The 23,332-nt window shown below is 61.6% G+C and carries 24 protein-coding genes and 1 pseudogene; 8 read left to right on the forward strand and 17 right to left on the reverse strand.

The window, feature by feature from the left end; all coding sequences use genetic code 11:
• Window positions 1–3: 3 nt before the first annotated feature.
• Both RD110_RS03530 and RD110_RS28945 read left to right on the forward strand, forming a co-directional pair.
• Window positions 4–1,440: a M20 family metallopeptidase gene (locus RD110_RS03530; protein ID WP_076196749.1), complete on the forward strand. Its 1,437-nt coding sequence runs from the start codon at window positions 4–6 to the stop codon at window positions 1,438–1,440.
• Between the two features lie 127 nt (window positions 1,441–1,567).
• Window positions 1,568–1,861, forward strand: coding sequence for a PLP-dependent transferase (locus RD110_RS28945; protein ID WP_076196751.1), 294 nt, complete (start codon window positions 1,568–1,570; stop codon window positions 1,859–1,861).
• A gap of 135 nt (window positions 1,862–1,996) precedes the next feature.
• Here the strand turns inward: RD110_RS28945 and RD110_RS03540 are convergent, their stop codons facing one another.
• From RD110_RS03540 to RD110_RS03580, 10 genes and pseudogenes are all read right to left on the reverse strand, one after another.
• Window positions 1,997–3,946, reverse strand: a complete 1,950-nt coding sequence (locus tag RD110_RS03540; protein ID WP_076196753.1) for a DUF3363 domain-containing protein — start codon at window positions 3,944–3,946, stop codon at window positions 1,997–1,999.
• 372 nt (window positions 3,947–4,318) lie between these two features.
• Window positions 4,319–4,825, reverse strand: a complete 507-nt coding sequence (locus tag RD110_RS03545; RefSeq protein WP_239467161.1) for a S26 family signal peptidase — start codon at window positions 4,823–4,825, stop codon at window positions 4,319–4,321.
• Window positions 4,826–4,848: 23 nt separating this feature from the next.
• On the reverse strand, window positions 4,849–5,298 hold the full coding sequence (locus RD110_RS03550) for a DUF2840 domain-containing protein (protein ID WP_239467162.1): 450 nt from the start codon (window positions 5,296–5,298) through the stop codon (window positions 4,849–4,851).
• 65 nt (window positions 5,299–5,363) lie between these two features.
• The gene (locus RD110_RS03555) at window positions 5,364–5,627 is read right to left on the reverse strand and encodes a ribbon-helix-helix protein (protein ID WP_076196759.1); all 264 of its coding nucleotides are present in this window, start codon (window positions 5,625–5,627) and stop codon (window positions 5,364–5,366) included.
• On the reverse strand, window positions 5,624–6,373 hold the full coding sequence (parA, locus tag RD110_RS03560; protein ID WP_083686086.1) for a ParA family partition ATPase: 750 nt from the start codon (window positions 6,371–6,373) through the stop codon (window positions 5,624–5,626). Before parA ends, RD110_RS03555 begins: the two co-directional genes overlap by 4 nt.
• A 233-nt stretch (window positions 6,374–6,606) precedes the next feature.
• Window positions 6,607–7,425: pseudogene (locus RD110_RS03565) on the reverse strand (replication initiator protein A); the annotation flags it as partial.
• A gap of 19 nt (window positions 7,426–7,444) precedes the next feature.
• Window positions 7,445–7,741: a helix-turn-helix transcriptional regulator gene (locus RD110_RS03570; protein ID WP_076204332.1), complete on the reverse strand. Its 297-nt coding sequence runs from the start codon at window positions 7,739–7,741 to the stop codon at window positions 7,445–7,447.
• 92 nt (window positions 7,742–7,833) lie between these two features.
• The gene (locus RD110_RS03575; RefSeq protein ID WP_083686087.1) at window positions 7,834–8,430 is read right to left on the reverse strand and encodes a DUF2285 domain-containing protein; all 597 of its coding nucleotides are present in this window, start codon (window positions 8,428–8,430) and stop codon (window positions 7,834–7,836) included.
• Window positions 8,387–8,632, reverse strand: coding sequence for a transcriptional regulator domain-containing protein (locus tag RD110_RS28470; RefSeq protein ID WP_338053085.1), 246 nt, complete (start codon window positions 8,630–8,632; stop codon window positions 8,387–8,389). The genes RD110_RS03575 and RD110_RS28470 overlap by 44 nt, the downstream gene beginning before the upstream one ends.
• 104 nt (window positions 8,633–8,736) lie before the next feature.
• On the reverse strand, window positions 8,737–9,078 hold the full coding sequence (locus RD110_RS03580; protein ID WP_076196765.1) for a DUF2958 domain-containing protein: 342 nt from the start codon (window positions 9,076–9,078) through the stop codon (window positions 8,737–8,739).
• A gap of 197 nt (window positions 9,079–9,275) precedes the next feature.
• Between RD110_RS03580 and RD110_RS03585 the strand changes: the two genes are divergently transcribed.
• Complete coding sequence (locus tag RD110_RS03585) at window positions 9,276–9,566, forward strand: helix-turn-helix domain-containing protein (protein ID WP_076196767.1); 291 nt, start codon at window positions 9,276–9,278, stop codon at window positions 9,564–9,566.
• Window positions 9,567–9,611: 45 nt separating this feature from the next.
• Here RD110_RS03585 and RD110_RS03590 read toward each other — a convergent pair whose 3' ends face one another.
• Window positions 9,612–9,959, reverse strand: a complete 348-nt coding sequence (locus RD110_RS03590) for a DUF2958 domain-containing protein (RefSeq protein ID WP_076196769.1) — start codon at window positions 9,957–9,959, stop codon at window positions 9,612–9,614.
• A gap of 619 nt (window positions 9,960–10,578) precedes the next feature.
• Between RD110_RS03590 and RD110_RS03595 the strand changes: the two genes are divergently transcribed.
• Window positions 10,579–11,202: a DUF6988 family protein gene (locus tag RD110_RS03595; protein WP_239467163.1), complete on the forward strand. Its 624-nt coding sequence runs from the start codon at window positions 10,579–10,581 to the stop codon at window positions 11,200–11,202.
• Window positions 11,203–11,255: 53 nt separating this feature from the next.
• On the opposite strand, the gene RD110_RS03600 is transcribed toward RD110_RS03595, so the two are convergent.
• From RD110_RS03600 to RD110_RS03610, 3 genes are all read right to left on the reverse strand, one after another.
• Window positions 11,256–11,561 carry a DUF736 domain-containing protein gene (locus RD110_RS03600; protein ID WP_076196773.1) on the reverse strand — a complete coding sequence of 102 codons (306 nt, stop codon included), beginning with the start codon at window positions 11,559–11,561 and terminating at the stop codon, window positions 11,256–11,258.
• A 591-nt stretch (window positions 11,562–12,152) separates the two neighbouring features.
• Entirely contained in the window at window positions 12,153–12,602 is a 450-nt protein-coding gene (locus tag RD110_RS03605) for a thioesterase family protein (RefSeq protein WP_076196775.1), read from the reverse strand.
• Window positions 12,603–12,845: 243 nt separating this feature from the next.
• Window positions 12,846–14,852 carry a ParB/RepB/Spo0J family partition protein gene (locus RD110_RS03610; protein WP_076196777.1) on the reverse strand — a complete coding sequence of 669 codons (2,007 nt, stop codon included), beginning with the start codon at window positions 14,850–14,852 and terminating at the stop codon, window positions 12,846–12,848.
• A gap of 823 nt (window positions 14,853–15,675) precedes the next feature.
• Between RD110_RS03610 and dndB the strand changes: the two genes are divergently transcribed.
• The 4 genes from dndB to dndE are packed head-to-tail and all read left to right on the forward strand — an operon-like array spanning window position 15,676 to window position 20,618.
• Window positions 15,676–16,794 carry a DNA sulfur modification protein DndB gene (gene dndB / locus RD110_RS03615; RefSeq protein WP_076196779.1) on the forward strand — a complete coding sequence of 373 codons (1,119 nt, stop codon included), beginning with the start codon at window positions 15,676–15,678 and terminating at the stop codon, window positions 16,792–16,794.
• A complete protein-coding gene (dndC, locus tag RD110_RS03620; protein ID WP_076196781.1) occupies window positions 16,795–18,249 on the forward strand; it encodes a DNA phosphorothioation system sulfurtransferase DndC in 1,455 nt (484 codons plus the stop codon).
• Window positions 18,250–18,252: 3 nt separating this feature from the next.
• The gene (gene dndD / locus RD110_RS03625) at window positions 18,253–20,238 is read left to right on the forward strand and encodes a DNA sulfur modification protein DndD (protein ID WP_076196783.1); all 1,986 of its coding nucleotides are present in this window, start codon (window positions 18,253–18,255) and stop codon (window positions 20,236–20,238) included.
• Entirely contained in the window at window positions 20,238–20,618 is a 381-nt protein-coding gene (gene dndE / locus RD110_RS03630) for a DNA sulfur modification protein DndE (RefSeq protein WP_076196785.1), read from the forward strand. Before dndD ends, dndE begins: the two co-directional genes overlap by 1 nt.
• Before the next feature lie 14 nt (window positions 20,619–20,632).
• Here dndE and RD110_RS03635 read toward each other — a convergent pair whose 3' ends face one another.
• The 3 genes from RD110_RS03635 to RD110_RS03645 are packed head-to-tail and all read right to left on the reverse strand — an operon-like array spanning window position 20,633 to window position 23,328.
• Window positions 20,633–21,091 (reverse strand): DNA phosphorothioation-associated protein 4, encoded by a 459-nt coding sequence (locus RD110_RS03635; RefSeq protein WP_076196787.1) that lies wholly within the window; start codon window positions 21,089–21,091, stop codon window positions 20,633–20,635.
• Window positions 21,084–23,165 carry an AAA family ATPase gene (locus RD110_RS03640; protein ID WP_076196789.1) on the reverse strand — a complete coding sequence of 694 codons (2,082 nt, stop codon included), beginning with the start codon at window positions 23,163–23,165 and terminating at the stop codon, window positions 21,084–21,086. Before RD110_RS03640 ends, RD110_RS03635 begins: the two co-directional genes overlap by 8 nt.
• Entirely contained in the window at window positions 23,140–23,328 is a 189-nt protein-coding gene (locus tag RD110_RS03645) for a hypothetical protein (protein WP_076196791.1), read from the reverse strand. The genes RD110_RS03640 and RD110_RS03645 overlap by 26 nt, the downstream gene beginning before the upstream one ends.
• Window positions 23,329–23,332: the final 4 nt, after the last annotated feature.

Consider the following 23,332-nt stretch of genomic DNA (forward strand, 5'->3'; position numbering starts at 1 on the left):
AACATGAACACCAGCACCGCCACACGTGAAGCCGCAATCGCCAGCGCCGTCGAAACCTACGACTCAGGCCGATTCCTGACGGACCTTGACCGCCGTGTCGCCTATCGGACCGAGAGCCAGGAACCGTCCCAGGCGAAACACCTTCACGCCTATCTCGAAAAGGAAATTTCGCCACTGCTCCATCGGCTGGGATTCGAGACGAAGCTTGTGCCCAACCCGAGCGACATCGACGCGCCGGTTCTCCTTGCCAGTCGCATTGAGGACATAAACCTCCCGACGGTCGTCACCTACGGGCACGGCGACGTGGTCCGCGGTTACGACGACCAGTGGCACAAAGGCCTGGAGCCGTGGAAGATCGTGGTCGATGGCGATCGCTGGTACGGCCGCGGCATTGCTGACAACAAGGGGCAGCACTCCGTGAATTTGGCCGCGCTCGAGGCTGTCATGAACGCGCGAGGTGGCAAGCTCGGATTCAACCTCAAGATCATCATGGAGACCGGCGAAGAAGTGGACTCCCCCGGACTGAACCAAATCTGCGGAGCAGAACGCGACTTTCTAAGTGGCGACGTCTTCCTGGCCTCGGACGGACCTCGAGTGTCGGCTGAGCGACCCACAGTTTTTCTTGGGTCGCGCGGCGAGCTGAATTTCGATCTGGAGCTTGATCTGCGAAGTGGTGGGCACCACTCCGGGAACTGGGGCGGCGCGCTGCGCAACCCCGCAGTTGTCCTATCGCACGCGATTGCCAGCATGGTGGACGTCAACGGCCGCATCCTCGTCAAGGGGCTCATGCCGCCTCCAATTTCTGCAGCTGTCCGTGAGGCGTTGTCGGACATCGAACTCGGCCGGGACAGTAGCGCTCCCGAAGTGGACATCGACTGGGGTGAGCCCGGCCTGACACCTGCTGAAAGAGTGCTGGGCTGGAACGCGCTGGAAGTGCTGGCATTCAAATCGGGCAATCCTGACGCGCCCGTCAACGCGATTCCTCCGACAGCGCGTGCGCATTGTCAGTTGCGCTTTGTAGTGGGAACCGACTGGGAGAACGCCCAGAACTATCTCGATGAGCACCTCGCCAGGAACGGCATCAAGCATGTGAATGTCATTGTCAAGCCTGCGGTCACGGCGACCCGCCTGGACCTTGACGACCCTTGGGTCAAGTGGACGCTCGATTCGATTCGTAAGACCACGGGCAAGAAGCCTGCACTGCTGCCGAACCTCGGCGGCACCGTGCCCAACGAAATCTTCGCGAACACGCTCGGCCTTCCCACGGTTTGGGTTCCACATTCCTACCCGGCGTGTTCGCAGCACGCGCCCAATGAGCATTTCCTGGGCTCCGTTGCCCGCGAATCGCTGGCGCTGATGGCGGGCCTCTGGTGGGATCTTGGGGAAACGGCTTTGAATGTGATCTCCGCACGGAAGCGTGCAGGTACTGGCTCCGCCTGACTTCACTCCATTGAACGCCTAGCGCTCATCCGTGAAGTTGCCCCCTTTTCGCGGACACCTTCCGTACGGTAGAAGTCGAAGTGCCCAAATCAAAGCGGCCATACCCGGCGGACCAACATGGGACGCTATGTCCAAAGACATCAGCACCAAATTAATTCACCACGATTTCCAGGTCCCCAGTGGATACGAGGCCGTTCCCCCGGGGGTTTCCAAGGGGTCGACCGTGCTATCCCCAAGCGTGGCGGACGTCCGCCAGCGTCTCCGTGCATTTGGCCACCGCGACGGCTACAGCTATGGCCTTTACGGTACACCCACGACAGATACCCTCGAGCAACGTCTGTGCACGCTTGAAGGTGGCCGTCATTGCCTGCGAGGACCCAGTGGCCAGGCGGCAATCACCGTGGTCAATCTTGGATTTTGACGGCGGGCGATGATGTGCTTCTTCCCACGAATGTATGCCAAATCGCATCTGTCGAATTTGCTCGGCAGCTCATGCGGTAGGTAGACTGCCAGTTTCTGTCAAAGGCAGGTTGCGCTGGAAAGTTCGGGCGGCGGATTAGATAGAGATGCCTCTCTGTGTACTGAACTGCCAGGTGACGGATGATCCTCGAACCACAGCGGACGCGGTCTGACCTAGCCGCTGTTCGACCACCGGTCGCCACGGCACCAAGCTAAAGCCCAGCCCCTCATTCAATATGGCAAAGCGGCCGCTAGCCAACTGAATCGAACGACTGTAAACGCCGCTCACAGAATGGCCATCACGTAGCGGCCGGTAAGCTAGTCCGGTTTGCTGGTGGAGCGCCTTGCCAACTGCAGCCAGCTCACGATGTTTCAAGGTGGCCAGCAGGTTTCGCGCGAAAACTACTCGCTGGTCATGCCGTTCGGCCAAGCCCCGCTCCGCAAGGAAATCGACACGGTCGCGCATTGCATCGCGTGCTTCAACCCCAAAGCCTTGTCCGCCCACGGCGGAGTCGCCGCCCAACAACTGCCTATCCAGCCAGGTGGCGCCCATGGTGCGCACTTGCTGTTCAATGGAGAGATGCGACCGCAGCTCGATCACCAGCCCATTATTTTTCTGTATGTCATGCGTTCGAGCTTTCTCCAGAAGGTCCGGCGGCACTTTCCAGACGCCATCAGCGATGCGCTCAACAATGCCGGCGCGGCGCAGCGCTTCGAGCCGGCGCACGTGTGCATCGACAGTGGCCTGCGGGTCGGAATCGCGAGCTTGCTTCAGTTTCACCACGTGGTCGGCTGCCTTGTAGAGGCCGTCTCTGGCGATGGTTGCGATGTGGCGGTCCACCGGCTTCTCCTGATCGGGGACTCTAGCCTCCACGATGCCATTCATAGGCAGTTCTGCCAGGTCGGCACCGGGTGGCAGCTTCAGGTAGTGCGCCCGTCCGTCAATGCCATCGACCACCAAGTAGCTGCGGTCGTGCAGTTCGTCGGCCAGCCCCTTGCCCGCGATCCGACCGATGACAGAGGAGGTTGGACGATCATCGATCACACATTCCCGCCGCTGGCCCTTGAGCGCACGGCGTACCGTCTCCAGCGCATCCTCGCGCTGGCCCATGGCGTTAAGTGTGGCCGCCATCCCGGGCTGGAGCTTCCAGTGGTTCGCGTCAATCCTCTCGACCAGGCCCATGCCTTCGAGACGCTGCAGCCGTGCCCGGAGTACGCTCTGGCGCTGCTGGTCTTGCGGGGTAGCCGTCAGGTCGATGCCATCGGCGCCAGCTTGCCGGATCAGCGCCCGATCCAAGCTGGTGAGTCGCTGCTGGTCGACCTCCCGCAGCAGGCTCTGACGGATTTCCGCCTCGGTGCGCGGCCCCAGCCGTTCGGTCGCGATCTCGCTGGCGCGCAAGCGCATGCCGTGCGCCATGTAGTCAGGGGCGATCACAAGATCTTCCCGGCCGCTGGCAGGCCCGCCCGTGTGGCCGTTCAGCACGATGTGCGTGTGCGGGTTGTCTGTGTCCCAATGGTCCACGGCCACCCAGTCAAGTCGGGTCTCGAGGTCGATCTCCATGCGGCGCATGAGCTGACGAGTGAAGCCCTTCAGGTCTTCCAGCTCCAGGCCGTCCTCGGCCGAGACGATGAAGCGGAACTGGTGGCGGTCGCTCTGCCCGCGTTCCTGAAAGGCCTTGAGGTCGGCCGCATCAGTGTCGGCGCCGTAGGCCTGGCCCTTCTGTCCATTGCGTGTAACGCCGTCGCGCTCGATGTAGCGCAGGTGTACGGCCACAGAGTTCGGGCTGGCACGCCGCAGCACGACGAAGCGGGACTTAATGACCACACGCCGCGCATTCGGCCCCAGACGCTGGCCGGCCAGGGAGGCCGCGACGCGGCCTCGGCCGAACGTGTTGGCGGATCGGCCAAGGCCCTTGCCGGAGGGCTTTGCACCGGTCTTCGACATCTGCTTGAGAACCTGTGAAACGAAGCGCTGCGAGCGCGGCCCGCCCCGCGACTTCGGTGCCGCGGGCTTGACCCGAAAGCGATCCTCGTCATTGCCAGCCATGAAGACTCCAGCGCACAGTGGCGCAGCGCATCGGAAACGGCACGCGGCAGACGCCGCTGCCATGCGGATTCCAGTCTCTGCGCGGCACGCGCAAGACCCCTTGCGGTGCCGCCGCAAACCCACGTGCAGACTGGCCTGGAGGGGCGCGACGTGCCACCCCTTTTATCTGGCCCTCCGTCTCCGCCTTCCGCATCCGCTCCCGGCTCCGACCTGCCGCCAGCCGCGCACCGGGTGCGCAGCGCTGCTCGAGGGGCAGCAGCGATGCAGCGCGAGCTGCACGCTGGCGGCGGGCTCCCTGCACGATGGAATGAAGCGCGGGCGCATGCTCGGCTGCATTCCAGTGGCATGTTGCGTGATGCGATAAGGCAGACTTCATGGCGCGCTCCAGGTCCACAGCGGCCGCGCGATGCCGAGCACGGCGAAGACGGAGATGGGGCCAAAGTAGCGGCTGTCGAACGACGCCGGGTTAGTGTCGCTGAGCAGGAACAGTTCGCCGCTGGCGAGGGGGCGGCAATGCTGCCAAGAGTGCAGTGGCCGGCGCGCGCCGTCATGGGTGAGTGCGGTCGTCGCCACTGCGCCATCAATCAGCACGACCTGTTCTCGAACGCACACGGACTGCGGTGCAATGGCGCCGATACGCTTGAGGATCGGCACACCGTTCGGCAGGTAGTGGCGTTGTCCTGCGAAGGCTGCCACGTCGACAGGAAGCCGGGCGAGCACGATGCTGCCGACGTGCAGCGCAGCCGCGCTGTCGATGCTGCCGACTCGGTACCAGCCGCGTGGCACGCTGTCCGTGGGGTTGTAGACCACGAACACACGTTCACGCACCGACATCGGCATGAAAGTCGGCGCGCACAGCACAGCCAGGCCGATGCCCATGGCGGCAAGAAGTACCCGCCGGCTCATCGCAACGCCCCGCGCGCAAGATGCACCGCATGACGCTCGCTGGTGTAGTCCGGCAGCGGCTGGCACGCAGCCAGCCGGTTGCCGACGGTCTGCCAGTATGTGGCAGCAGCCGCGGCCGGTTCGATGCCCAGCGCATCGATGGCGTCGATCTTTTCGAGCACCGCCTTGACCTGCTGCTCGCCATCGGCGCGCAGCAGGATGCGCGCGCGCGGCACCACGCCGGCGATGCGCTGCGCACCATCGAATGGCATCGGTGCTTGCAGGACCATGAGCTGCCAGAGCGCCGTGCCGTAGTCGTTGCCGATCCATTTGACGCGACAGCACACCGCGTTGGGCTCGAAGGTCGCCACGCGCCGCCAGCGGTCGAGCACCGTCTCGCGCACCGGCTGGCCGAAGCGCAGCCAGACGTTCACGCGATGTTCGACGAAGGCGAGCGAGACGCGCATAGGGTCGGGCCGTGGCGGCAATGCTGCGTGAGGCCAGGTCTGAACGGTATTGGGCGACGGCTGCGTCATGACTGGCCTCCACCGTATTCGCGCTCCAGCAACTCGCGCAGCATCTCGGCCGCAGTGACGCCACGTTCGAAGGCGATCACCTTGATGCGGCCCCGCAGCGCCGGCGTCACGTCGATGGTGAGGCGCGCGGTGTAAATGGACGCCTTCGCGACGTACTCCGGTGCATCGGCCTGGCGTACCCAGGTCGATGCCGGGTCGGCGGCAGGTTTGCGGCCAATGGATGCCCGCTTCGGCGTTGAGGATGACACTGAAGCCGTCATCGCAGCGCCTCCTGCACTGCCTGCGCCAGCGCCGCGATCTCGCGCGCGGCGGCGCACTTCGGCGCGGCTTCGCATGCGAGCCGGCCGGCGGCCACGCTGTCGGCGAACACGATGCGCTGCGAGACTTCGGTCTGCAGCGCGGCAAAGGGCTGATCGGCCAGGGCGGCGCGCGCTTCGCGGCCGATTACCGTGCCGACCACGCGCCGGTTGATCACGAAGGCCGCGCGAAGCTGCGGCCTGAACACCCGGGCTTCGGCGATGAGTGTCACCATCTCGTGGCTGGCCCACACGTCATAGGCGCTGGGCTGGACGGGGATCAGCACCAGGTCGGCCGCCAGCAGTGCGGAGCGCGCAAGGGCCGCCACGCGGGGCGGCCCGTCAATCACCACATAATCAGCCTCCAGGGCAATCTGAGGCGCCTCCTGGTGGAGCGAGTCCCGGGCCAGCCCGAACACGCCGTATAGCCTTCCCTGGCCGTTCTGAAGACGCCGTTGCGCCCAGTCAAGGGCGGACCCCTGCGGATCGGCATCCAGCAGCGTCACGCGGCTCCCTGCCATCGCCAGTTCGCCGGCCAGGTGCGTGGCGAGCGTCGTCTTGCCCGCACCGCCTTTCTGGTTGAGCAATGCGATCACCTTGCCAGGCCGCCCCTGTCTTCCTGGCAAGCGGTTTTCTGGTGTTCGGACTGCCTCCTGCGAGGCGTTGCCCGGTGTTTGGGCAGCTTCGGTTCGCGCGCGCGTGAATTCCATTTATGTATCCCTTTAGATGTTTAGGGAGGCCCGAAACCGTTGCTGGGCGCGGCCTTCAGGCTGTTTTGCGCCGCTGATCCACCGATGGTTGCGCCGGTGATCACCCGAGTCCCGCGCCGGTGATCCACCGAGCCCGTCCCCATGAAATCCACAGGTTCTTCAACAGAAGCTGTGGATAAGTCCCGGTCGACGCGAGGAGTGGATAAGTCGTTTTTCTGGGAGTTGTCGACGCAAGGGTGAAAGGCCAGCCATTCGATTCCGCCGCTGCGTTCGATGGACAGGCGGTAACCGGGCAGCGCCTGGCGCAGTGCGAGACCGCGCACGTGGGCGGCGAAGTCGCGGGAGCGCTGGAGCGCGCCGGACTTCAAGTACAGGTGCCGCATCTCGAAGCGCCAGCCATTGGGCTGCCGCCCGCCGTGCTTCCGCACGAGCCGGTACAGCCAGCGTTCAATGCCGCCTGAAAGCCGGAAATATGTGGGATCAAGCGTGAGCACGAGCGCTTCTTCCATCACGCCGGTGAAGAACCAGTCGGCCAGGATCAGCTCGATGCCGTCGGAGCGTCCATCCGGCCGGATGTACTCCTTCCACTCGTTGATCCAGGAGAAGCGGTGCACCCGTTTGCCGCCGTTTGGGCGCTCGCGCTGGCGCAGCGTGGTGGCGACGGTGGTGGACTGCAGGCGGTCCAGCGCGGCGCGCAGCGCGAGGTAGTCGCTGCGACCGGTGCCCCGCTGCGCAAAGCGCAGGATCTCGTAGGGCGTGGCCACCATCAGCCGCGAAGGCGGGATGCCTTCTTTCTTGGCCTGGATGACCTGGCTGGCTGCCCAGATCAGCACGTCGGCGTCCCAGATGGTGGCGATGCCGTGCTCGGGCACGCCCTCTACGGTGAGCGAAATGCCACCGGACTCGAAGCGAATCGGCACGATGCGCGGCGACTTGGCGAGCGAAAAGAAGGGGTAGGCCATCAGGTCCTGCGCATCACGCAGCGCCATGCCGTCGTGCGGCAGCGCGCGGAACAGCGAGAGCTGTTCGCGTTCGCTCATGCGCTTGGACATGCGGCGTTGCCCAGGTATGTCAACGGACGGAGTCGCGCTGCACGTAGCCCGGATCCGAGGTCATGCCGTAGGTGTGGCTGTCCGCCCAAGCGCGCAGATCGGCGGCGGCGTAGACCACGCGCGCCCCGAATTTGCGAAAGCGCGGACCGCCGCCGAGCACACGCTGCTTCTCCAGGGTGCGCGGCGACAGCCGAAGGAACGCACCCGCTTCGTCTGTGGTCAGAAACTCGGGATTGGCCGGCGCAGCCGGAGCCGCAGCAGGCTGCGGCGCAGCCGCTGCAGCGGTGCGGGAAGGGAAAGAACTGCCAACTGCCATGACGGACTCCATCGCTGTCGATGGGCCGCAAACCGTTCGCGGCCCGATGGAGGCAGTCTCGGGAACCAGGCCCGATCAGGGCAGGGAGAGATTCAGCGCACCGGTTCGTCTCCGGGGTGCTTCGCGGCGGTGTTCGATGCACCGGCCAGGGCCAGATAGCCGCCAGTCATGTACGCCTGTGCACGCCGCAGAAGATGGCGCACCTGCGCGCGCAGTTCGCCATCCTCGTGCCAGCGCAGGACGACGGCTTCGAGGCCGAATAGGGCCTGGGCGATGTCGCGATGCGACGCGCCCGCTTGCGAGGCATCGAGCGCCTGCAGGGCGCGCAGGTGCAGCAGCGCGGTGCGGGTGGCCGCCCGTGCAGGATCGACCCGAGGCGCATGGCCTTCCAGGGCCTGCGCCTGCGCATAGAAGGCGTCGAGCTGGCCGCGCAGGCGCGGCGTCAGCGGCGCGGCACCCGTGTACACCGCGCCGTCTGCGAGGGCCCCTGACAGCGACAAGCGCATGCGCTGGGCGCTGAGGTCGGCAGTCAGCGCCAAGTCGGGGCCATCAAGCGCTAGGCGCTTGCGGCCGGGGATGCGCCACAGGTCGAATCGGCGAGCTACTGCATTGTTGGCGTGCGCAGCACGCACATGCAGCAAGCCGTCAGAGGACGACAGCCAGAGTGGCTGTGCGTTGCGACCATCCATGTCCGGATCTTCGGCGCTGTCGCAACCCCCAGCGTGCGAAAGACACTACGCGCTCGCGGCATGTCCAATCCGTGCGGTAGCCTGGATTGCGGCGCAAGTATTCCCAGGCGAGTGCTGGGTTGTCGAGGTCGAGCACGTAGAGGTAGGCGGCAGAGATGCCCCATGGCGCGCCGGGCAGATCTTCGAGATTAGGGTTGGTCACAGAGTCCTCCTTTGGAAGAGGAACGCTGCCACAGGGAATGAGGCGCAAGGTCGCTTTCGAGGCGACGCTGGATCGCGCAAACGGCGACCCGGCCGGCGATCGCGTCAGTCGTTGATTGATCCGTCTCGCTGGGCGTCTGCCAGGTAGCCCGAGAGCGGCTGACGCGGCTTGAAGTGCGGATCGGCCACGATGCGCATGCCGCGCGGGCCGCGGACGCCTTCGAGGGCCGAGAGGCTGACTTGCCCCAGCTCTGGGCTGCCCGTGCCGGCGTCGCACAGGCCGAACGCCTTGTCCCCCTCGGCGTCAAGCTCAGTGAGCAGCCACGCCGCACCGGCGTCCAGGGTGTAGAGCTTGACCACGGGCAGCGGGTCGACGGTTTCGCCATGCGCCCGCGCTGCGCCATTGGCCAGCAGCCGGATTCGCTGTTCTTCGGTCAGGAAAGTCATGGTTCTCGCGTGAGGCCGTTAAATACTAATTCGCAGGTGGCATAAAGCAAGTCCCAGAAGCGACGCCCAGACGCTTCCTACCGGCCGGTAGGAATTCGTCTTTTTCAGCACGCCAAACCGAAAACGCTGCTGGCAAGCTATTTTATGAGTTAAAGATAACGTGGTTTTAATTGCTTTAAAACGTAACGCTTCTGTGTATGCAGAAGCAGGGAATACAGCGCGGGCGGCCGACCGGCGCGACGACATTCGAGGCAGGCCCGGCACGGGCCTTTGGTGATGCCGTGCGCGCCATGCGTACCGAGGATGGCGTTGCCCAGGAAACCCTGGCGCACCGGGCCGGCATCGAGCGTTCGCACATGGGCAAGATCGAGCGCGGCGAGCACATGCCGACCTTGGCGATGATCCTGAAGATCGCGCGAGCGCTCGAACGCAGCGCTGGCGAATTGATGCTGGAGACCGAAGCACGTCTGCCCAAGAAAGAGGGTTAGGACGAGATTGGCCGCCGACCGTCGCCGGCGGCCAATGAACCGCGGCTAGACCACGATGCGCCCGGCGACACGCGCCTCTCGCGCATACGCGCTCAAGCGTTTCTGTGCCTCGAAATGCAGGTCCCGTTCAACGGGCAGGCCCAACCGGCCGCGCACGGTGGTGACCTCTGCAAGACTCACCCACCCCAGTTCGGGAAACCCCAGTCCGAGGTCGCAAAGCCCGAACGCATGGTCGTGGTCGTCCGGGTCGATCTCGGTCAGCAGCCAGGTCGCCCCGGCGTCCGGGGTAAACAGCTTGACCACCGGGGCGGGATCGAAGTTTTCCTGTTCGAGGGACTGCCGGCCGTTGGCCAGCAGCAGCGCGCGTTGTTCATCGGTAATGAGCTTAGTCATGGTCTTCTCCTTGGAAGGATTCAGGGCGGGATTGCCCGAGACCGGAAGCAGCACGGCGCAGCGCAGCCGTCAGGGTTCGACAGACGGCCGCAAGGCCGCCAGCGTGCACAGCACGCGCAGACCTTGACGGTGAGAACGGCGTGATACGGTACAGGGAACAGCAAGCCAGCCCTCCCCTCGCCCCTGCTCCTGCAAACGCAGTGCGCAGCGCCGACAGGCGCGAAGGCGTCAGCGATGAAAGCCCGAAGGGGCGAGACGCCACCGGCGGCTCGATGCGCAGCACGACAGCGCGGCCGGCATCGCCGGAGACGCACAAGAACGCTTGGGCTGGATGACGGATATGTGGAGAGTCGTAGAGCCAGCGATCCGGCATTCAACAAACCCTCTGAAGCGCAAAGCCGCCTTCACGAATCGCCGTTGAACCGTGGAACCGCAAAGCCAGGAAAGCGGATCGGCGAGTAGACGCAGATACGGGTTTACTCATTTGGGAACATCCGCAAAGCCGCTAGGCAGTTGCCTGCCTGCGCAGATCTGCTGTCGCTCAACAGCAGCACCGAGCGAATACGATGTCAGCATGGAAGCTGCTCAACAAGGAACCTCGGACGATCCCCTGGAAATCATGCTCCGTCGTTCCGACCAGCTGCACGAAGCCCTGCTGCACCTGCTCGACGGCGCCGATTTCGATCCCTCACCTCGTGGCGAGGCTGCCTTCGGCATGTGCTCCGTGGCGCTCGAGCATGGGCTCAGCCTGCGCGCCTTGATGGCGATGGGATTGGCCACGTCGGCAGTCGGCCTGGTGCGACTTCAGTTCGAGGCCCTGACCCGCGCCATGTGGCTGCAATATGCAGCCAGCGATCTGGCCATCGAGAAGCTCAGCGCACCGCTGACCCTGCAGAGCGAACAGGCCGCGAAGAATCTCCCCTCGGCCAGCGAGATGATCGAGCAGATCGGCAAGCGCGTCGGACCCAACGTGCCCGCGGCCGCGCATCAGATGCTGACGCATTTCAAGGACGTCTCCTGGCATTCCCTGAACTCGTTCGTGCACGGCGGCATCCACCCGCTGCGCCGACAGTCCGAGGGCTTCCCGGTCCACCTGGCCCTGCAGATCCTGCGCAATTCCAATGGCCTGCTCACTATGACCGCCATGGCACTGGCGGTCCTGACCTGGGACGAATCCGTCGCCAAGCCCATGAGCAAGATCCAACCCGCCTTCGCCGATTGCCTGCCCGACCTGTTGAAGTAGCGGCCTCGCAGGGGAAAAGCGCCCCGCCGGTGGCGGGGCGCCGAGAGCGACGCTCAGTCGCCCTTGCTGCGCGACCAGATCAGGTTGTGCGCGCCGTCCTCGCCTTCGACCAGGCGGGCGTAGATGGTCGCCGGGAACGACGGATCATCCAGGGTCACCGACAGGTAGGGGCGCTCCGCCCGGCTGAGCTTCTTCCACGCCGCGCCGATCTCGAAGTTGCCGGCGACGATTCGGTAGTCAGGAGCGTTCTCGCTCTCCTTGTCGTTGGGAACGATCTTGACCTTGACGTTGAGCGTCAGGGTGCGAACCGTGCCGGTGTAGCTGTCGTTCTGTGCGGTGAAGGTGCCGATGTTGGCCATGATGAAGTCCTCTTGAAGTTGACCAGGTCGCGCCCATCGCGGCCTTGGCGTGATCCGATGGGTGAGGGTCCGGGCGCGCCGCATCCCATAGCGAAGCGGAGGGGCCGCAACGCAGTGAAGGACCGGGAGGCCCGAGAAATTTGCCTCGCGAGGAAGACCGCAGGTCGGGGAAATTTGTCGGGCCGGACGGTTGCGGCGAACAAGCCCGAGGCGGCGCGAAACAAAGTGCAGCGCCTCCGTGCCCTCGCCAGGATTCACGACAAATACAAGGCCGCTGTGGGTGTGATCCTGTCGCGAAAGGACGCATGGCCCCAGCACCGTCTCCGCCGCAACAGTGTTTCCGGCACGGCCCCCGAAGCGATCCCAGTCCATGTCAGCCGCGCAACGAAAAGGAGGAACGATCCCACCGCATCCGCGCTGCCAGTGGATCCGGCATTTGTGGCGCGGAAGGAGCTGCGCATCGGAACGCTCTCTGTGAGCCACCGTCGTCTGGCGGACTGTTAGTCCGCTTCCTTCAGGACGGCTCGCACGACATTCGAGCGCAGCAAGTTGCGTCGTGTCCGCGCTCCACCACTGGCGGGGCGCGCATTTCTAGGTTCCAGGGCATTGGAGTGCCAAAACCTTTGTCGCGATGCGCGACTCCATCTGTGCCCGCTGGACAGCCACCAGCGTGACAGTGGCTTCGCAGACGACCTCGTGCGCATCGTGGGCCTGAACGCGGAATGTCGCGCTCCGGTCCCCCAGCCGTTCAAGCCATCCGCGCAGTCGCAGCGGCGATCCTGGCGGAATTGGTCCTCGATGCTCGATACGGATCGAACGGCCGACCACCACTTCAATTGCGGCATCGACGTGCTGCTGCATCTCACGAATGCAAATGGATTCGACCACCGCAACCAGGTACCCGGTGGCAAGACATTCGATCAGTCGCTCTGCATACCCGCTTCCGTGCGGAAGCCGCGAGAAAAGCGACTTCGCAGTCTGGTCGGCCGGCACGGTGTATGACTCTTCAAAGAATATCTCGCTGACGCCTTGGTGGTTCATGGGGTATCCGGGTGGGGTTGTCGAAGGCTCGATCAGCGCGCTGGATTGCAGGCGATCGGTGCTGTTCGATGCTCCCGTGACCAGCAGGCATCCCCAACCCACCGCAGCGAGCGCTGGCGTAGGGCGGCACGCAGGGAGCGTTGGGCTTGTGCGTTCCGGAAGTCAAAACGCGCGCGGCAGGTCTGCCGCGCGCGTCGCGCCGATTACTCGATCCCCGGCCTCGCGGCCGGGGATTCATGAGGATCACACCGTTGCGTGCGCGTCCTCTTGGGCTTCCGCATCAGCCTGCCCCTCAGCAAGCGGTTCAGCGCCTGCAACGTCAACTGCCACTGCCTCCTGGGCGCGGAACATCGCGGGCAGCCAGCCTGTACCCGCCGCCAGCCGCTCGGCCTCGCTGGCGATCTGCGCCTTCTTGAGCTTGCCGAGCCGGTTCACCTCGCTGGACGCGAAGGCCTGCACTCCTTCCAGTGCCTTGGCCTTGGAAACGTGATCGAAGTAGCCTGCGGCGGTCGGTGCCCACCACGCATGCATGTCCAGCCCCACTGCCTGCGCCAGCGCAGCAGCCGGGGCTTCGTCCTCACGCGAAGCGATGGCCGTTACCGTGAAGCCCACGCACACAGACAGCAGCGACAGCAGTTCCTGCTGTGGCATTGCCAGCAACTCGGCGAACAGCGCATCCGGGTCGCTGGGCAGGCGTTCAGTCCAAGCCTCCCGCACCTGCCGCATGCCCACCGCAGCCGGTGCCTCGGCCAGGTCCGGGGCGTACCGTTCCAGCCTGTCCTGCGGATTGGCGGTGATGTTGATGGGCGAACCGTAGTGCGCGTCATGGATGACGCGCAATGCAAGCCGATGCACCACGGCGACCAAGGCCACCTGCGGGTGCCGAGCAACTTCCGCCTGAAGGGCGGCGGTGCGATGGGCACTCAGACGCTTGACCAGCCTCTCAGAAATGGTGAGTTTGGCTTCCTGCTGTTCGCCGCCCCTTTCGGCTGCATCACCCGTACCGTGCCCATCGCGTTCCTGCTCCCGCAACGCCTTGGCCTGTTCCTCGCGCAGCAGCCCACGATGCACGATCACACCGCCCATGTGGTCGAGCGACACCACAGCCCCCGCCGCCGCCATCGTGCGTGGCGGATAGACCACCAGTGTGCGTTCGATGGCTTCGAGTTCGTTGCCCAGACCGTCCATCTCGTCCTGCGCAGCCTGCGCCTGCTCGTCCGTCATGTCCTCGTTCTCGTCGTCGAGGCGGTCTTGCAGCTTACGTTGCAGCGCTTCGAGCTTGGCGATGCGCTTGGTCTCGGCCTTGCTCGGCTCGCGCCGCTTGCTGCGCATGCGCTGGAACTGGTGCAGGTCGGCGTAGGTGGCACGCGGGGCCACGTCCACCCAACCCCAGCCCTCTGCCTGTACCTGCTCGGCCATCGGCGCGAGCCGGTCTTTCGCCAACGACTCAAGCAGGGCCGCGTCCGTGAGAAAGATGCCGTTCTGTTCATCCGCGAACAAGTCACGCCGTACAGCGCCGCCAGCCTGCTCGTAGACCGGAACCCCTACGAACTTCGCCAGCGCATCGCGGTTCGCATCGATTTCCTCGTGCGTGAGGTGATCGCGCAGCGCCTCCGGACTGCGCTGCCACTGCGGGGACGCATAGAACGCCGCTTCCTGTGCCGCATGGTCGTCGGTGATGGCAAGCGCCATCAGCTGCTCCAGCGTCACTGCATCAATCCGGTAGTCGGCCAGCAGGCGCGGCGAGACGTTGGCGAGCTTCAACCGCCGCTGCACAACCAACGGGGTCACGCCGAAGTCGGCGGCAATGTCCTCGATGGGCCGTCCCTCGGCCACCAGATCGGCGAAAGCCTCGAACTGGTCGGCCGGGTGCATGGCCTCGCGCTGCACGTTCTCGGTCAGGCTCACCGTGCGTGCCGCTGCATCAGACCCCAGCAGGCAGGCCACCTCGAAGTCCTTGGCGAGCTTGCGCCGCTTGACCAGCAGCTTAAGAGCGGCGAGGCGACGGCGACCGGCCACAACCTCGTAGTGCTCGCCATCAGCGGCCAGCACCACATTGAGGTTTTGCAGCAAGCCCACACGGGTGATGCTCGCGGCCAGTTCGGGAATCGACGTGCCGCCGATCTTGCGCACGTTGCGGCTGGAAGGCCGCAGCTTGGACAGCGGAATTAGCAGCAGTTCCTGCGCAGCCGTGACGGCTGCGACAGCAGCGGCGATGGCAGTGGTTTCGTGAAGGGTAGCGGTGTTCATATTTGAAAACTCCTGTCCCGTGTCGGGACCTTGAAAATGAAGAAAAAAAAGCGGAAGGGGGTTCAAGATGTCGGTGTCTGCATGCGCGGCTCTCCTGTGGTTTCCCACCCCAGCCGGATTCCAAGATTCGGAGCCCGGTGTTGGCTTCGGTGGGTTCGGCGCAGTGACCTGGGCTGGTCGCCGTTGCCGCCGTCTTTCCTGAGTTCATCGCCCGCGAAAAACCGGGCCGGCGGGGACTGGCCGTCAAGGAAACAAGCGCAGGGTTGGGGCGGCCCGCAGCCGAAGGCGAGGACACGGCCCTGCGCGCCTTGACGGCCAGGCCTCGGCGGCTACGGTCGCGGGATCAGCGATGAGGGAAGGGAAAGACGGATGCCCGGCCAACGGCCAGGGAAGCGACGGACCCACGGCCGCGCGGCGAGCGCCACCGCGTGTCGTGGGCACGCCTAGCTGGAGGTGAACAAGCGCGTAGCGCGCTTCGGCAATGTGCGCTGGCCGATCAGGCGCCGCCTGTTCGGCGGCATCGAGGGGCGCCAAGCTTGCGCGGCGGGGATTGGCGTCGCCAGTCCCCTGGAGGGACGTTCAATACAGTCAAGCGAAGATGACCGATCGCGCTCAATGCTCCAGTCCTTTGCACATGACATCAAGCATCGCCGGCTCGACGGAGCTCAAGCTTGGCGGGCTATGAAAAACGATCGCTTTCTTGGTGACTCAGCGCACGACGTAATTGACTGACCCAAACGTCGCGACAACGAGCTGCATGACAATCGGCGGCGCGGTACGTTTGTTCATAAATACACAAACAAACCTGCTAAAATCGACAAACATGGCAGAAAATTTCTCATATGTTTTCCCCGCGATACGGGGGGTGCAGGCCGGACGCGAGTACTACGTGTCGATGTGCCCTCTGCGGTTGCTCCCGCGCCTCTTTTCTTTCGGCGAGGAAGAACTTGTTCCGGAGTTGCGCGCGCAGCGGACGCTCAACAAGGCCCGCGTGCCAGACATCGCGCGTTACATCGTAGAAAACAAGGATAGCTATACGTTTTCGGCCATTACCGTTTCCATTGACGGATCCATCCAATTCGATCCTGTAGCCAACAAAGGCCCCGCGTCGTTTCGCATGGGTGCGTTGACCGTGTCGATGGACGCAAAATTTATCGTGAACGATGGTCAGCATCGTCGCGCTGCGATTGTTCACGCGCTGGAAACGGCTCCGGAGCTTGGCGAAGAAACGATTGCTGTCGTGTTTTTTCTGGACCGCGGACTGAAACGCTGCCAGCAGATGTTCGCGGACCTCAACCGTTATGCCGTCAAGCCATCGGCCTCGCTAGGCGTGCTCTATGACCACCGGAGTACAGCTGCGAGTCTGGTGCGGCACCTTAGCCTGGCTTCGCCCGTCTTTAAGAATCTCATCGAGATGGAAAGCTCGTCTCTTGCGCCTCGCGCTCGCAAGCTCTTCACGCTAAGCGCTTTGAACTTCGCAACATCTGAACTGCTTTCGGATAAGGAACTCGACGACTTCGAGTCTGCCAGCAAGAAGTGTCTTGAGTTCTGGGAAGCGGTCGGAGAACAGATTCCGGAGTGGACGTATGTGCGTCAATCGAAGATGACCTCGGGCGACCTTCGCCGCGATTTCATTCACTCGCACGCCATCGTGCTGCAGGCATTGGGACGTGCCGGACGCGCTCTCTACCAGTTGTCGGCGACTGAACGGGCGAAGCGCCTCAAACGATTGCGCGAAGTCGACTGGTCCCGGAAAAATGCAACCACTTGGGAAGGCCGGGCGATGGTCGGCGGGGCGATGGCCAAGTCCGGCCAGAACATCACATTGACATGCAATGAGATCAAGCGAGTGCTTGGCCTCAAGTTGACACCTGAAGAGAGCGCGGCGGAGGAGGCATGGGCCTCCTCGCGACGTCCGCGTCGAAACACTGGACGTAAGTAAATGAGTACTTCTTTTGAAGAGATCGTCGCGGAGATACGCGAACTGTATTTATCGGACTCGATCCCCTGGATCATTGGCTACAGCGGCGGTAAGGATTCGACTGCGTCATTGCAGTTGGTGTGGTCTGCTGTCGCCTCGCTGCCGCAGGAGAAGCGCGTTAAGCCGATCCACGTGATCAGCACTGACACTTTGGTCGAGAATCCAGTGATTGCAGCCTGGGTGCACTTGTCGTTGCAGCGGATCAACATCTCCGCGCAGCAGCAAGGCCTGAACATCACTGCCCACAAGCTCACTCCATCCCTCGAAAACCGCTTTTGGGTCAACCTGATCGGCAAGGGCTATCCAGCGCCGCGACCCAAGTTTCGCTGGTGCACGGACCGACTCAAGATCAGCGCATCGACGACATTCATCCAGGAGTTGTCCGAAAACAATGGCGAGGCCATCTTGGTTCTGGGGCAGCGGCGGGGCGAGAGCCAAGCGCGCGACAAAGTGATGGACCAGTACAAAAGCAGCACGCGTGCTCGCCTAAGCAAAAACAAGGACCCGAGGCTCTCCCGGGTGTGGGTCTATCCTCCTATCGAAAGTTGGACCAGCGATGACGTTTGGGAATATCTGATCACGCAGCCGAATCCTTGGGGTATCGACAATCAGGAACTCTTCGCCATTTATCGCGGTGCCACACCAGATGCGGAGTGCCCAATCGTCGTTGACACGTCGACTCCAAGCTGCGGTGACAGCCGTTTCGGATGCTATGTTTGCACGATGGTCACGCAAGACAAGTCAATGCAGGCCATGATTCAGAACGACGAGCAAAAGCAATGGATGCAGCCCATCCTGGATTTCCGGAACAAGCATCTCGCCATTGAGGATCGATCGTTGCGCGACTTCCGCAGGATGAATGGCAGGCTCACTGTTTTTCACGGCGAGCTTGTACACGGACCTTATACACAAGACCATCGCAAGTTGCTTCTGACGCAACTGCTGGAAACGCAGAAACTTGTCCAGAAAGCGGACGAAGCACAGGGGTCAAATCTCATCGAGCTGATCTCAATTGAGGAGCTTGAGGAAATCAGACGACTGTGGGTAGAGGAAAAAGGGGAGATTGAAGACTTCGTCCCCAGCATCTACGCAGGTGTCTTCGGCATCCCCTATCCCGGCAAGGACCTTGAGCAATCGCCACTAGACGCGCACGACCTGAAGCTTCTGGAAGATGTCGCATCGGAAGTGGATCCGGATGCATCGTCAGAGCTCTACAAACTGACGCGATCTCTTCTTGCCACACAGTTCCAGACGATCGAATCCCACAAACGGTCAAAGCATCTTGATCGCCTTGAAGAGGTGCTGCATCACTATGCCTTTCGCAATGAGGGCGAAGCACTCCAATTCGCGTTGGCAAGTCAGAAGGGTGAAGCTGGCGGTGCCAACGATGCAGACACAAACGGACTGGTTGCGTAGACGATGGCAAAGCTAACAATCTTAAGCATTTCGGTCGAGAATCTCGGTCCTTTCAAGGAGCGGCAGACCCTCGAGCTCCGTGTCACCGGCCGTCGTCCAGTCATTCTGGTGAAGGCACTCAACGGTAGTGGCAAGACAACCTTGCTTACAGCGCTTCAGGTCGGGCTGTATGGCCATAAAGCAATCAGCGGGATGAAGCGCACCGAGTACGAGCAGCTGATGCTTGGGATGCAACGCAAGGACGCCGTTGGGAACAGTTCCGTAGAGGTTTTGGTTTTGGTGGAGATCGGCGGCGCGCCGCGCACCTTGACCGTTCGCCGGGAGTGGCGTCGAAAGGGATCTGACCTCATCGAGAGCTTGAGCATCTTTGAGGACGGCAGCAAGGATCTGATTTTCTCCGACACCTGGGATGAATTTATCGGATCAATTCTTCCGGCCGAGCTGGTCCAGCTTTTTCTCTTCGACGGGGAAAAAATTGAGGCTCTCGCCAATCCAGAACGACTCCCTGATCTGCTAAGACGGGCGACTGAGGTGTTCCTGGGTATCGGCGGCATTGAAGCCCTCGGGGGTGATCTGAAAGCACTGGAGCGTCGCTCCATGCTGAAGAACAAGGACTCGTCTGCCGAGTTCGAATCTGCCAGAGCAAACGTTGCCTCTTGGGAAGATCAAGAGCAATCGCTCGCGAACGAGCTTGGAAACTCAATCCAGGCGCAGGCGTCCGCGAAGAACGTAGTCGAACAGGCTCAGCGTGCCCTGAGCAAGTACACAGCCGAAGCGCAGCGGCGAGGGCTTGCCGCCTATGAGCAAGCTGCCAGCATTCGACACACAGTAGTTGTGAGCCAGAAGGAATCAGAAGCCGCTCGAAGCGCCCTGGCCGAAGTACTTTCGGACCCTGTCCTTCCCATGGTGTGGTTGCCGAGCCTTTGGCAACGCTATATCGAGAGCTGGGAAGCCGATCAACATTCGCGCCACTCCAAGTTATTGGCCCAAGAATTTAAGAAACGGGATCAGCGCCTCGTTGCCGCAATGGCCCAGAAGCTCCCGAAAAATGCGACGGATGCCTTCCGCCAAGCACTAGCGGAGGACCTACAGCAATTCTCTTCAAAACGGCCAAGCAACCAACCGACACTCCAGGACGCTCCACCCAAAGAGGCAGAACGCCAGATGGAAGATGGAAAGAAGCGACTCCGGCAAGCACTTGATCGATTGGCTGCAACGCGGGAAGACCTCGATCGGGCGGAGCAGCAGATCGGGCAGATTCCGGCTGAGGAACAGATTGCGACTATCCTCAAATCCTTGCAGGAGCGAACCAAGGAAGCTACTGCTGCAGAAGCCCAGCTTGCCGCGATCACCACGCGCATTGAGGAACTACAGACAAATCTCATCCATGTGCGAGCGCGACTGGGTGGAGCACAGGAGCGCCTCACGACCGAGTTTCGCGATCGTTCCTTGGAAGCGAAGGGACTCGAAGCCTCCATACGCGCCCGAAAGGCGCTGCTTCTTTTTAAGGATAAGTTGCTAGCCTCCAAGGCCCAGTGGCTGTCGGAGATGATCACGAACGAGTTTCGCAATCTTCTTCGGAAGCGCAATCTTGTTTCAAAGGTCTTGGTCGATCCAGTGTCCTATCAGGTATCCATAGAGGATGGGAAAGGCCAGGAGCTTTCGATGGACAGGCTTTCGGCTGGAGAACGACAACTCCTTGCTATCTCGGTCCTCAGCGCGCTCATCAAGGAAAGAAAGGGCGGAAGATTTCCCGTCGTGGTCGATACCCCGCTTGCGAGGCTCGACCAAGAGCATCGTTCATCCTTGATCAAGCGTTTTTTTGCGACCGTGTCGCATCAAGTCGTCGTGCTGTCGACTGACCAGGAGGTCGACGGCATTGCTTACGACACCTTGAAGCCATACACCAATTCTGAGTATTCGCTGGATTACGACGATGGTGTCGGGTCCACCACCATCAACAAGACCACGGCCGAGAACTTCGCGTAATGGATCGAATCAGACTAAATGCGTCCGCAAAGAATCAGTTGGCGACTTTGAAGCGACGGACGGGAATCGAACACAACAACGCGTTATGCCGACACGCGTTATGCATCTCGCTGGCCAACCCGTCTGTGCCGCCGCTCGAGTCCTTCTCCTTTGGCGGAGGCATCGAAATAGATTGGCGCACCCTAACCGGCGGCCAAGACGCGCTTTACCTGAACCTCTTGGCCGTTCGAATCTTGTCCGAGGGCAAAAAGGTGAGCGAAGAGGTTGTTCGGCAGACGTTCATCCAGCATGTGCACCGGGGGCTTTCATACCTCGTTAGTAGGCGGGAGGACGACTTGCTTGTCGAGCTCGCGAAATCGCTGGAAGCCATCGCGAACTGACGCGCGTGCAGTGGTCAGATTTTTAGCTTCGAGAGGTCGAATGTTGGCGTGTCAACGCTATCTCGTTTTCTTGTGTCGCTCACCATGAGCAGGATGGCCTGACTGAAGTCGACCTGCCCCTTGGTTTCTTCCGCAAGGATTGAAAGTCCGCCATTGGCAAACTCTTCAAACACCAGTGAGCGCTTGGCAATCATCTCATCGGAGTCTTCCAGAATCGTCGCTGACTGCTCCGCTTGAACAGCTAGCAGGTTGATCAATGTGTCATAGCCCTGGCGATCAAAGACATCCTGTCGGATCGGCTCCGCAAGCGAATCCGGAAGCGGCTCCCGCCGTCCTCTCGCAGCTCCCAGAGCTGCCGAGAAGGCAATTACGTCGGCCTGCAATTTGAACGGCCCAGTCCCGTCGTCCACGGAAAGAAATTTTCGGATGAGCTCCTGCTTGTCTCTTGCAAAGCGGATGCGTCGTTCAACCATTGCTGATCTCCCGGATGATCGAATACTCAAATTCGTTGGCGCTCTTCACGACCAACGGGTAAGAATGACCGCGTATATCGATCAGTTCTGATGGGATATCGCTCTTCGTCGTACAGTATTCAATTACGTATGCCTTGCCAGCTCGACTCGCCAAAGCGTTGGCAACTTCTCCGTTCCACTGGGTTGGCGTGACCATCAGGATTACCTGATCTGCAAGTGCTGTGATCTTGTCTGCAACTTGGGTGCGATAAGCGGATCCCAAGCTCCCAAACGGAGAGTCCATCACAATTGGATAGGTACTCGCCTCAGGTCCGGGCAACTTCTCTTTGTTACGGGTGAAATCTCTCGCGACGTCAATGACGGCTCCGATGAACGCGAGGCTCAGGATTTGATTCTCGCCTTGAGAGGCAGCGACCGGTAGCGCGGTTCCGCCGGCGGATTCCAGTAGTCGAAGGGCGTAGGTCTCGGTGACCTCGGGGACATAGGGTGTATACGAAATCTTTGCGAACAGGCTTCGTACCTTCTCTGTCAAGGTGCGCCTGAACGTGCTCTCGAAGAGGCCTCTCGATTCCTGAAGGCGCGAGATCGCGTCCAAGGTCGCCTGCAGGCGCCTTTGCGCCAACTGCTGCTTACCCTCGCTTTGCTCACTCTTACGCAGTTCAAGCAAGATAAGACGGAGGTCTTCTTCGTGGCGACGGCGGTCGTTCTTCGCGCTGCCGATTTCCTGATTCGCCTGCTCAATAGCTTCTACGGTGGCCTCAAACTGAGCTTCGAGATCCTTGACGCCCTCCTGCGGGCTTAGCCGCAGCCTTTGTCCAATGTCTTCCAGCTCTGTCTGAATGCGACTGATCTCTTCGCGATCAGCCGCAATCCTTCGCTGCTGCGCATCACTTTGATCCCAGAAGTTTTCTTGTTGCGTTCGCAGCTGTCTAACCTCTCCCCCCATACGGATCGCCTTTTCCTCAACTTGCGCCAGACCCGCTTTGTCTTTCCAGCGTTCCACAGCTTCACGTGCACTGCGCGACTCATTCATGTCTAGCGAACGCTCACAAATGCATGTGTACTTGCCAAGCAGATCATCAACGAACTGCCTTTTGATCCCGGCGGGTAGTTCGCCCTTCGCGCGCAGACTCTCAATCAGATCTAAGAAATTCTGACTTGGCCCGGACAGAAACGCCTTGTAGGCATCTGCATTCAGAAGAGCGCTCAGCTGGCTTTTTGCGGCGGTCATGGTGTCCGTTGCGCGCTCCAAGTCTGTCTCGAGCTGCTCGCGCCGCTGTTGGTCGACCTTGACCTCATCAAGCTTTGATAAGCGCTGTTTGAGTTCCTTCTGTCGCTCACGTTGCCCAACGAGGTTCTTGGTGGCCTGATCTGAGCGCGCCTCTACCCTCGCCAACTGTTCTTCGATGCCGGCCTTGCGCTGGAGAATCTCCTTTGTCGCGGCGTCACCCACTTGCTCAAGCTCCTTTTCAAGCGTCTTCCTCGCAGCACCGAGATGCCGCACCGCACGCTCAATCACCTCCAATCCGAGCAACTTCTTCGTCGCATTGGCGATGTCGTTCTGTTCTTCTCCCGAGGGTTGCACGATCCGCTCGATACGTTCGCCGTCAAAAAAGAAGTATGTGTGTAAGTCTCTTGGAAGTACTCTTCCGATCACATCCGCAGTGTTGGTTTCCACTTTCCACTTACCATCCTCTGCAGCCCACATAAGGGTGGTAAGGGGTGGGCCTTTGGATACCAAGTCCCCGTCATCCCCCTTTACCGCTTGCACCAACTTTTTCAACAAGTACTGGCGTCCCAAGTGTTCGAACTTGATCTGCACCCACGCGTCTATCGTCGCACCAGGCGCAGACTCGCGAATTGCTCTCTTATTGATGATCTGGTCTTCGAAGAGAAAGCCCTTGCTGACTGAGTCGTACATTGCCCATGTGAACGAGTTGAGCACAGCGGTTTTACCGGCTCCGTTCGACCCATACAGGACTGTGACATTACCCTGGCCAGTCGCAAACTTGACTGGTGGCGTTTGTCCGTAGAACTGGCGAAAGTTGTTAAGCTGAAGTTCTAGGAGAATCATTCACCACCTCCTTGATAATTCTGAGAATGTCGTCATTGATATGCGGACGTTCCAGATAGAGGCGCTCGGCCTCAAGCTTCAAAACTCTGGTAATTATTCCTCGCACCTCCGCAGGGTCACGCCGCAGTGGCTCCATCGGATCGATTGCTTTTTCTTCTTCCATACTT

Source organism: Rhodoferax koreense, from assembly GCF_001955695.1.
Classification (GTDB): Bacteria; Pseudomonadota; Gammaproteobacteria; order Burkholderiales; family Burkholderiaceae_C; genus Rhodoferax_B; species Rhodoferax_B koreensis.

Bases quoted from the DNA above. Each gene is read 5' to 3' on its own strand.
- RD110_RS03645 (WP_076196791.1), bottom strand. From the start codon at position 23,328: ATGGAAGAAGAAAAAGCAATCGATCCGATGGAGCCACTGCGGCGTGAC.
- RD110_RS03575 (WP_083686087.1), bottom strand. From the start codon at position 8,430: ATGGATGGTCGCAACGCACAGCCACTCTGGCTGTCGTCCTCTGACGGC.
- RD110_RS03530 (WP_076196749.1), top strand. From the start codon at position 4: ATGAACACCAGCACCGCCACACGTGAAGCCGCAATCGCCAGCGCCGTC.
- RD110_RS03600 (WP_076196773.1), bottom strand. From the start codon at position 11,561: ATGGCCAACATCGGCACCTTCACCGCACAGAACGACAGCTACACCGGC.
- dndC (WP_076196781.1), top strand. From the start codon at position 16,795: ATGAGTACTTCTTTTGAAGAGATCGTCGCGGAGATACGCGAACTGTAT.
- RD110_RS03545 (WP_239467161.1), bottom strand. From the start codon at position 4,825: ATGGGCATCGGCCTGGCTGTGCTGTGCGCGCCGACTTTCATGCCGATG.
- RD110_RS03555 (WP_076196759.1), bottom strand. From the start codon at position 5,627: ATGACGGCTTCAGTGTCATCCTCAACGCCGAAGCGGGCATCCATTGGC.
- parA (WP_083686086.1), bottom strand. From the start codon at position 6,373: ATGGAATTCACGCGCGCGCGAACCGAAGCTGCCCAAACACCGGGCAAC.
- RD110_RS03590 (WP_076196769.1), bottom strand. From the start codon at position 9,959: ATGACTAAGCTCATTACCGATGAACAACGCGCGCTGCTGCTGGCCAAC.
- RD110_RS03595 (WP_239467163.1), top strand. From the start codon at position 10,579: ATGCTCCGTCGTTCCGACCAGCTGCACGAAGCCCTGCTGCACCTGCTC.
- RD110_RS03580 (WP_076196765.1), bottom strand. From the start codon at position 9,078: ATGACTTTCCTGACCGAAGAACAGCGAATCCGGCTGCTGGCCAATGGC.
- RD110_RS03550 (WP_239467162.1), bottom strand. From the start codon at position 5,298: ATGCGCGTCTCGCTCGCCTTCGTCGAACATCGCGTGAACGTCTGGCTG.
- RD110_RS03570 (WP_076204332.1), bottom strand. From the start codon at position 7,741: ATGGCAGTTGGCAGTTCTTTCCCTTCCCGCACCGCTGCAGCGGCTGCG.
- RD110_RS03540 (WP_076196753.1), bottom strand. From the start codon at position 3,946: ATGGCTGGCAATGACGAGGATCGCTTTCGGGTCAAGCCCGCGGCACCG.
- RD110_RS28945 (WP_076196751.1), top strand. From the start codon at position 1,568: ATGTCCAAAGACATCAGCACCAAATTAATTCACCACGATTTCCAGGTC.
- RD110_RS03610 (WP_076196777.1), bottom strand. From the start codon at position 14,852: ATGAACACCGCTACCCTTCACGAAACCACTGCCATCGCCGCTGCTGTC.
- RD110_RS03640 (WP_076196789.1), bottom strand. From the start codon at position 23,165: ATGATTCTCCTAGAACTTCAGCTTAACAACTTTCGCCAGTTCTACGGA.
- RD110_RS03635 (WP_076196787.1), bottom strand. From the start codon at position 21,091: ATGGTTGAACGACGCATCCGCTTTGCAAGAGACAAGCAGGAGCTCATC.
- dndB (WP_076196779.1), top strand. From the start codon at position 15,676: ATGGCAGAAAATTTCTCATATGTTTTCCCCGCGATACGGGGGGTGCAG.
- dndE (WP_076196785.1), top strand. From the start codon at position 20,238: ATGGATCGAATCAGACTAAATGCGTCCGCAAAGAATCAGTTGGCGACT.
- RD110_RS03605 (WP_076196775.1), bottom strand. From the start codon at position 12,602: ATGAACCACCAAGGCGTCAGCGAGATATTCTTTGAAGAGTCATACACC.
- dndD (WP_076196783.1), top strand. From the start codon at position 18,253: ATGGCAAAGCTAACAATCTTAAGCATTTCGGTCGAGAATCTCGGTCCT.
- RD110_RS03585 (WP_076196767.1), top strand. From the start codon at position 9,276: ATGCAGAAGCAGGGAATACAGCGCGGGCGGCCGACCGGCGCGACGACA.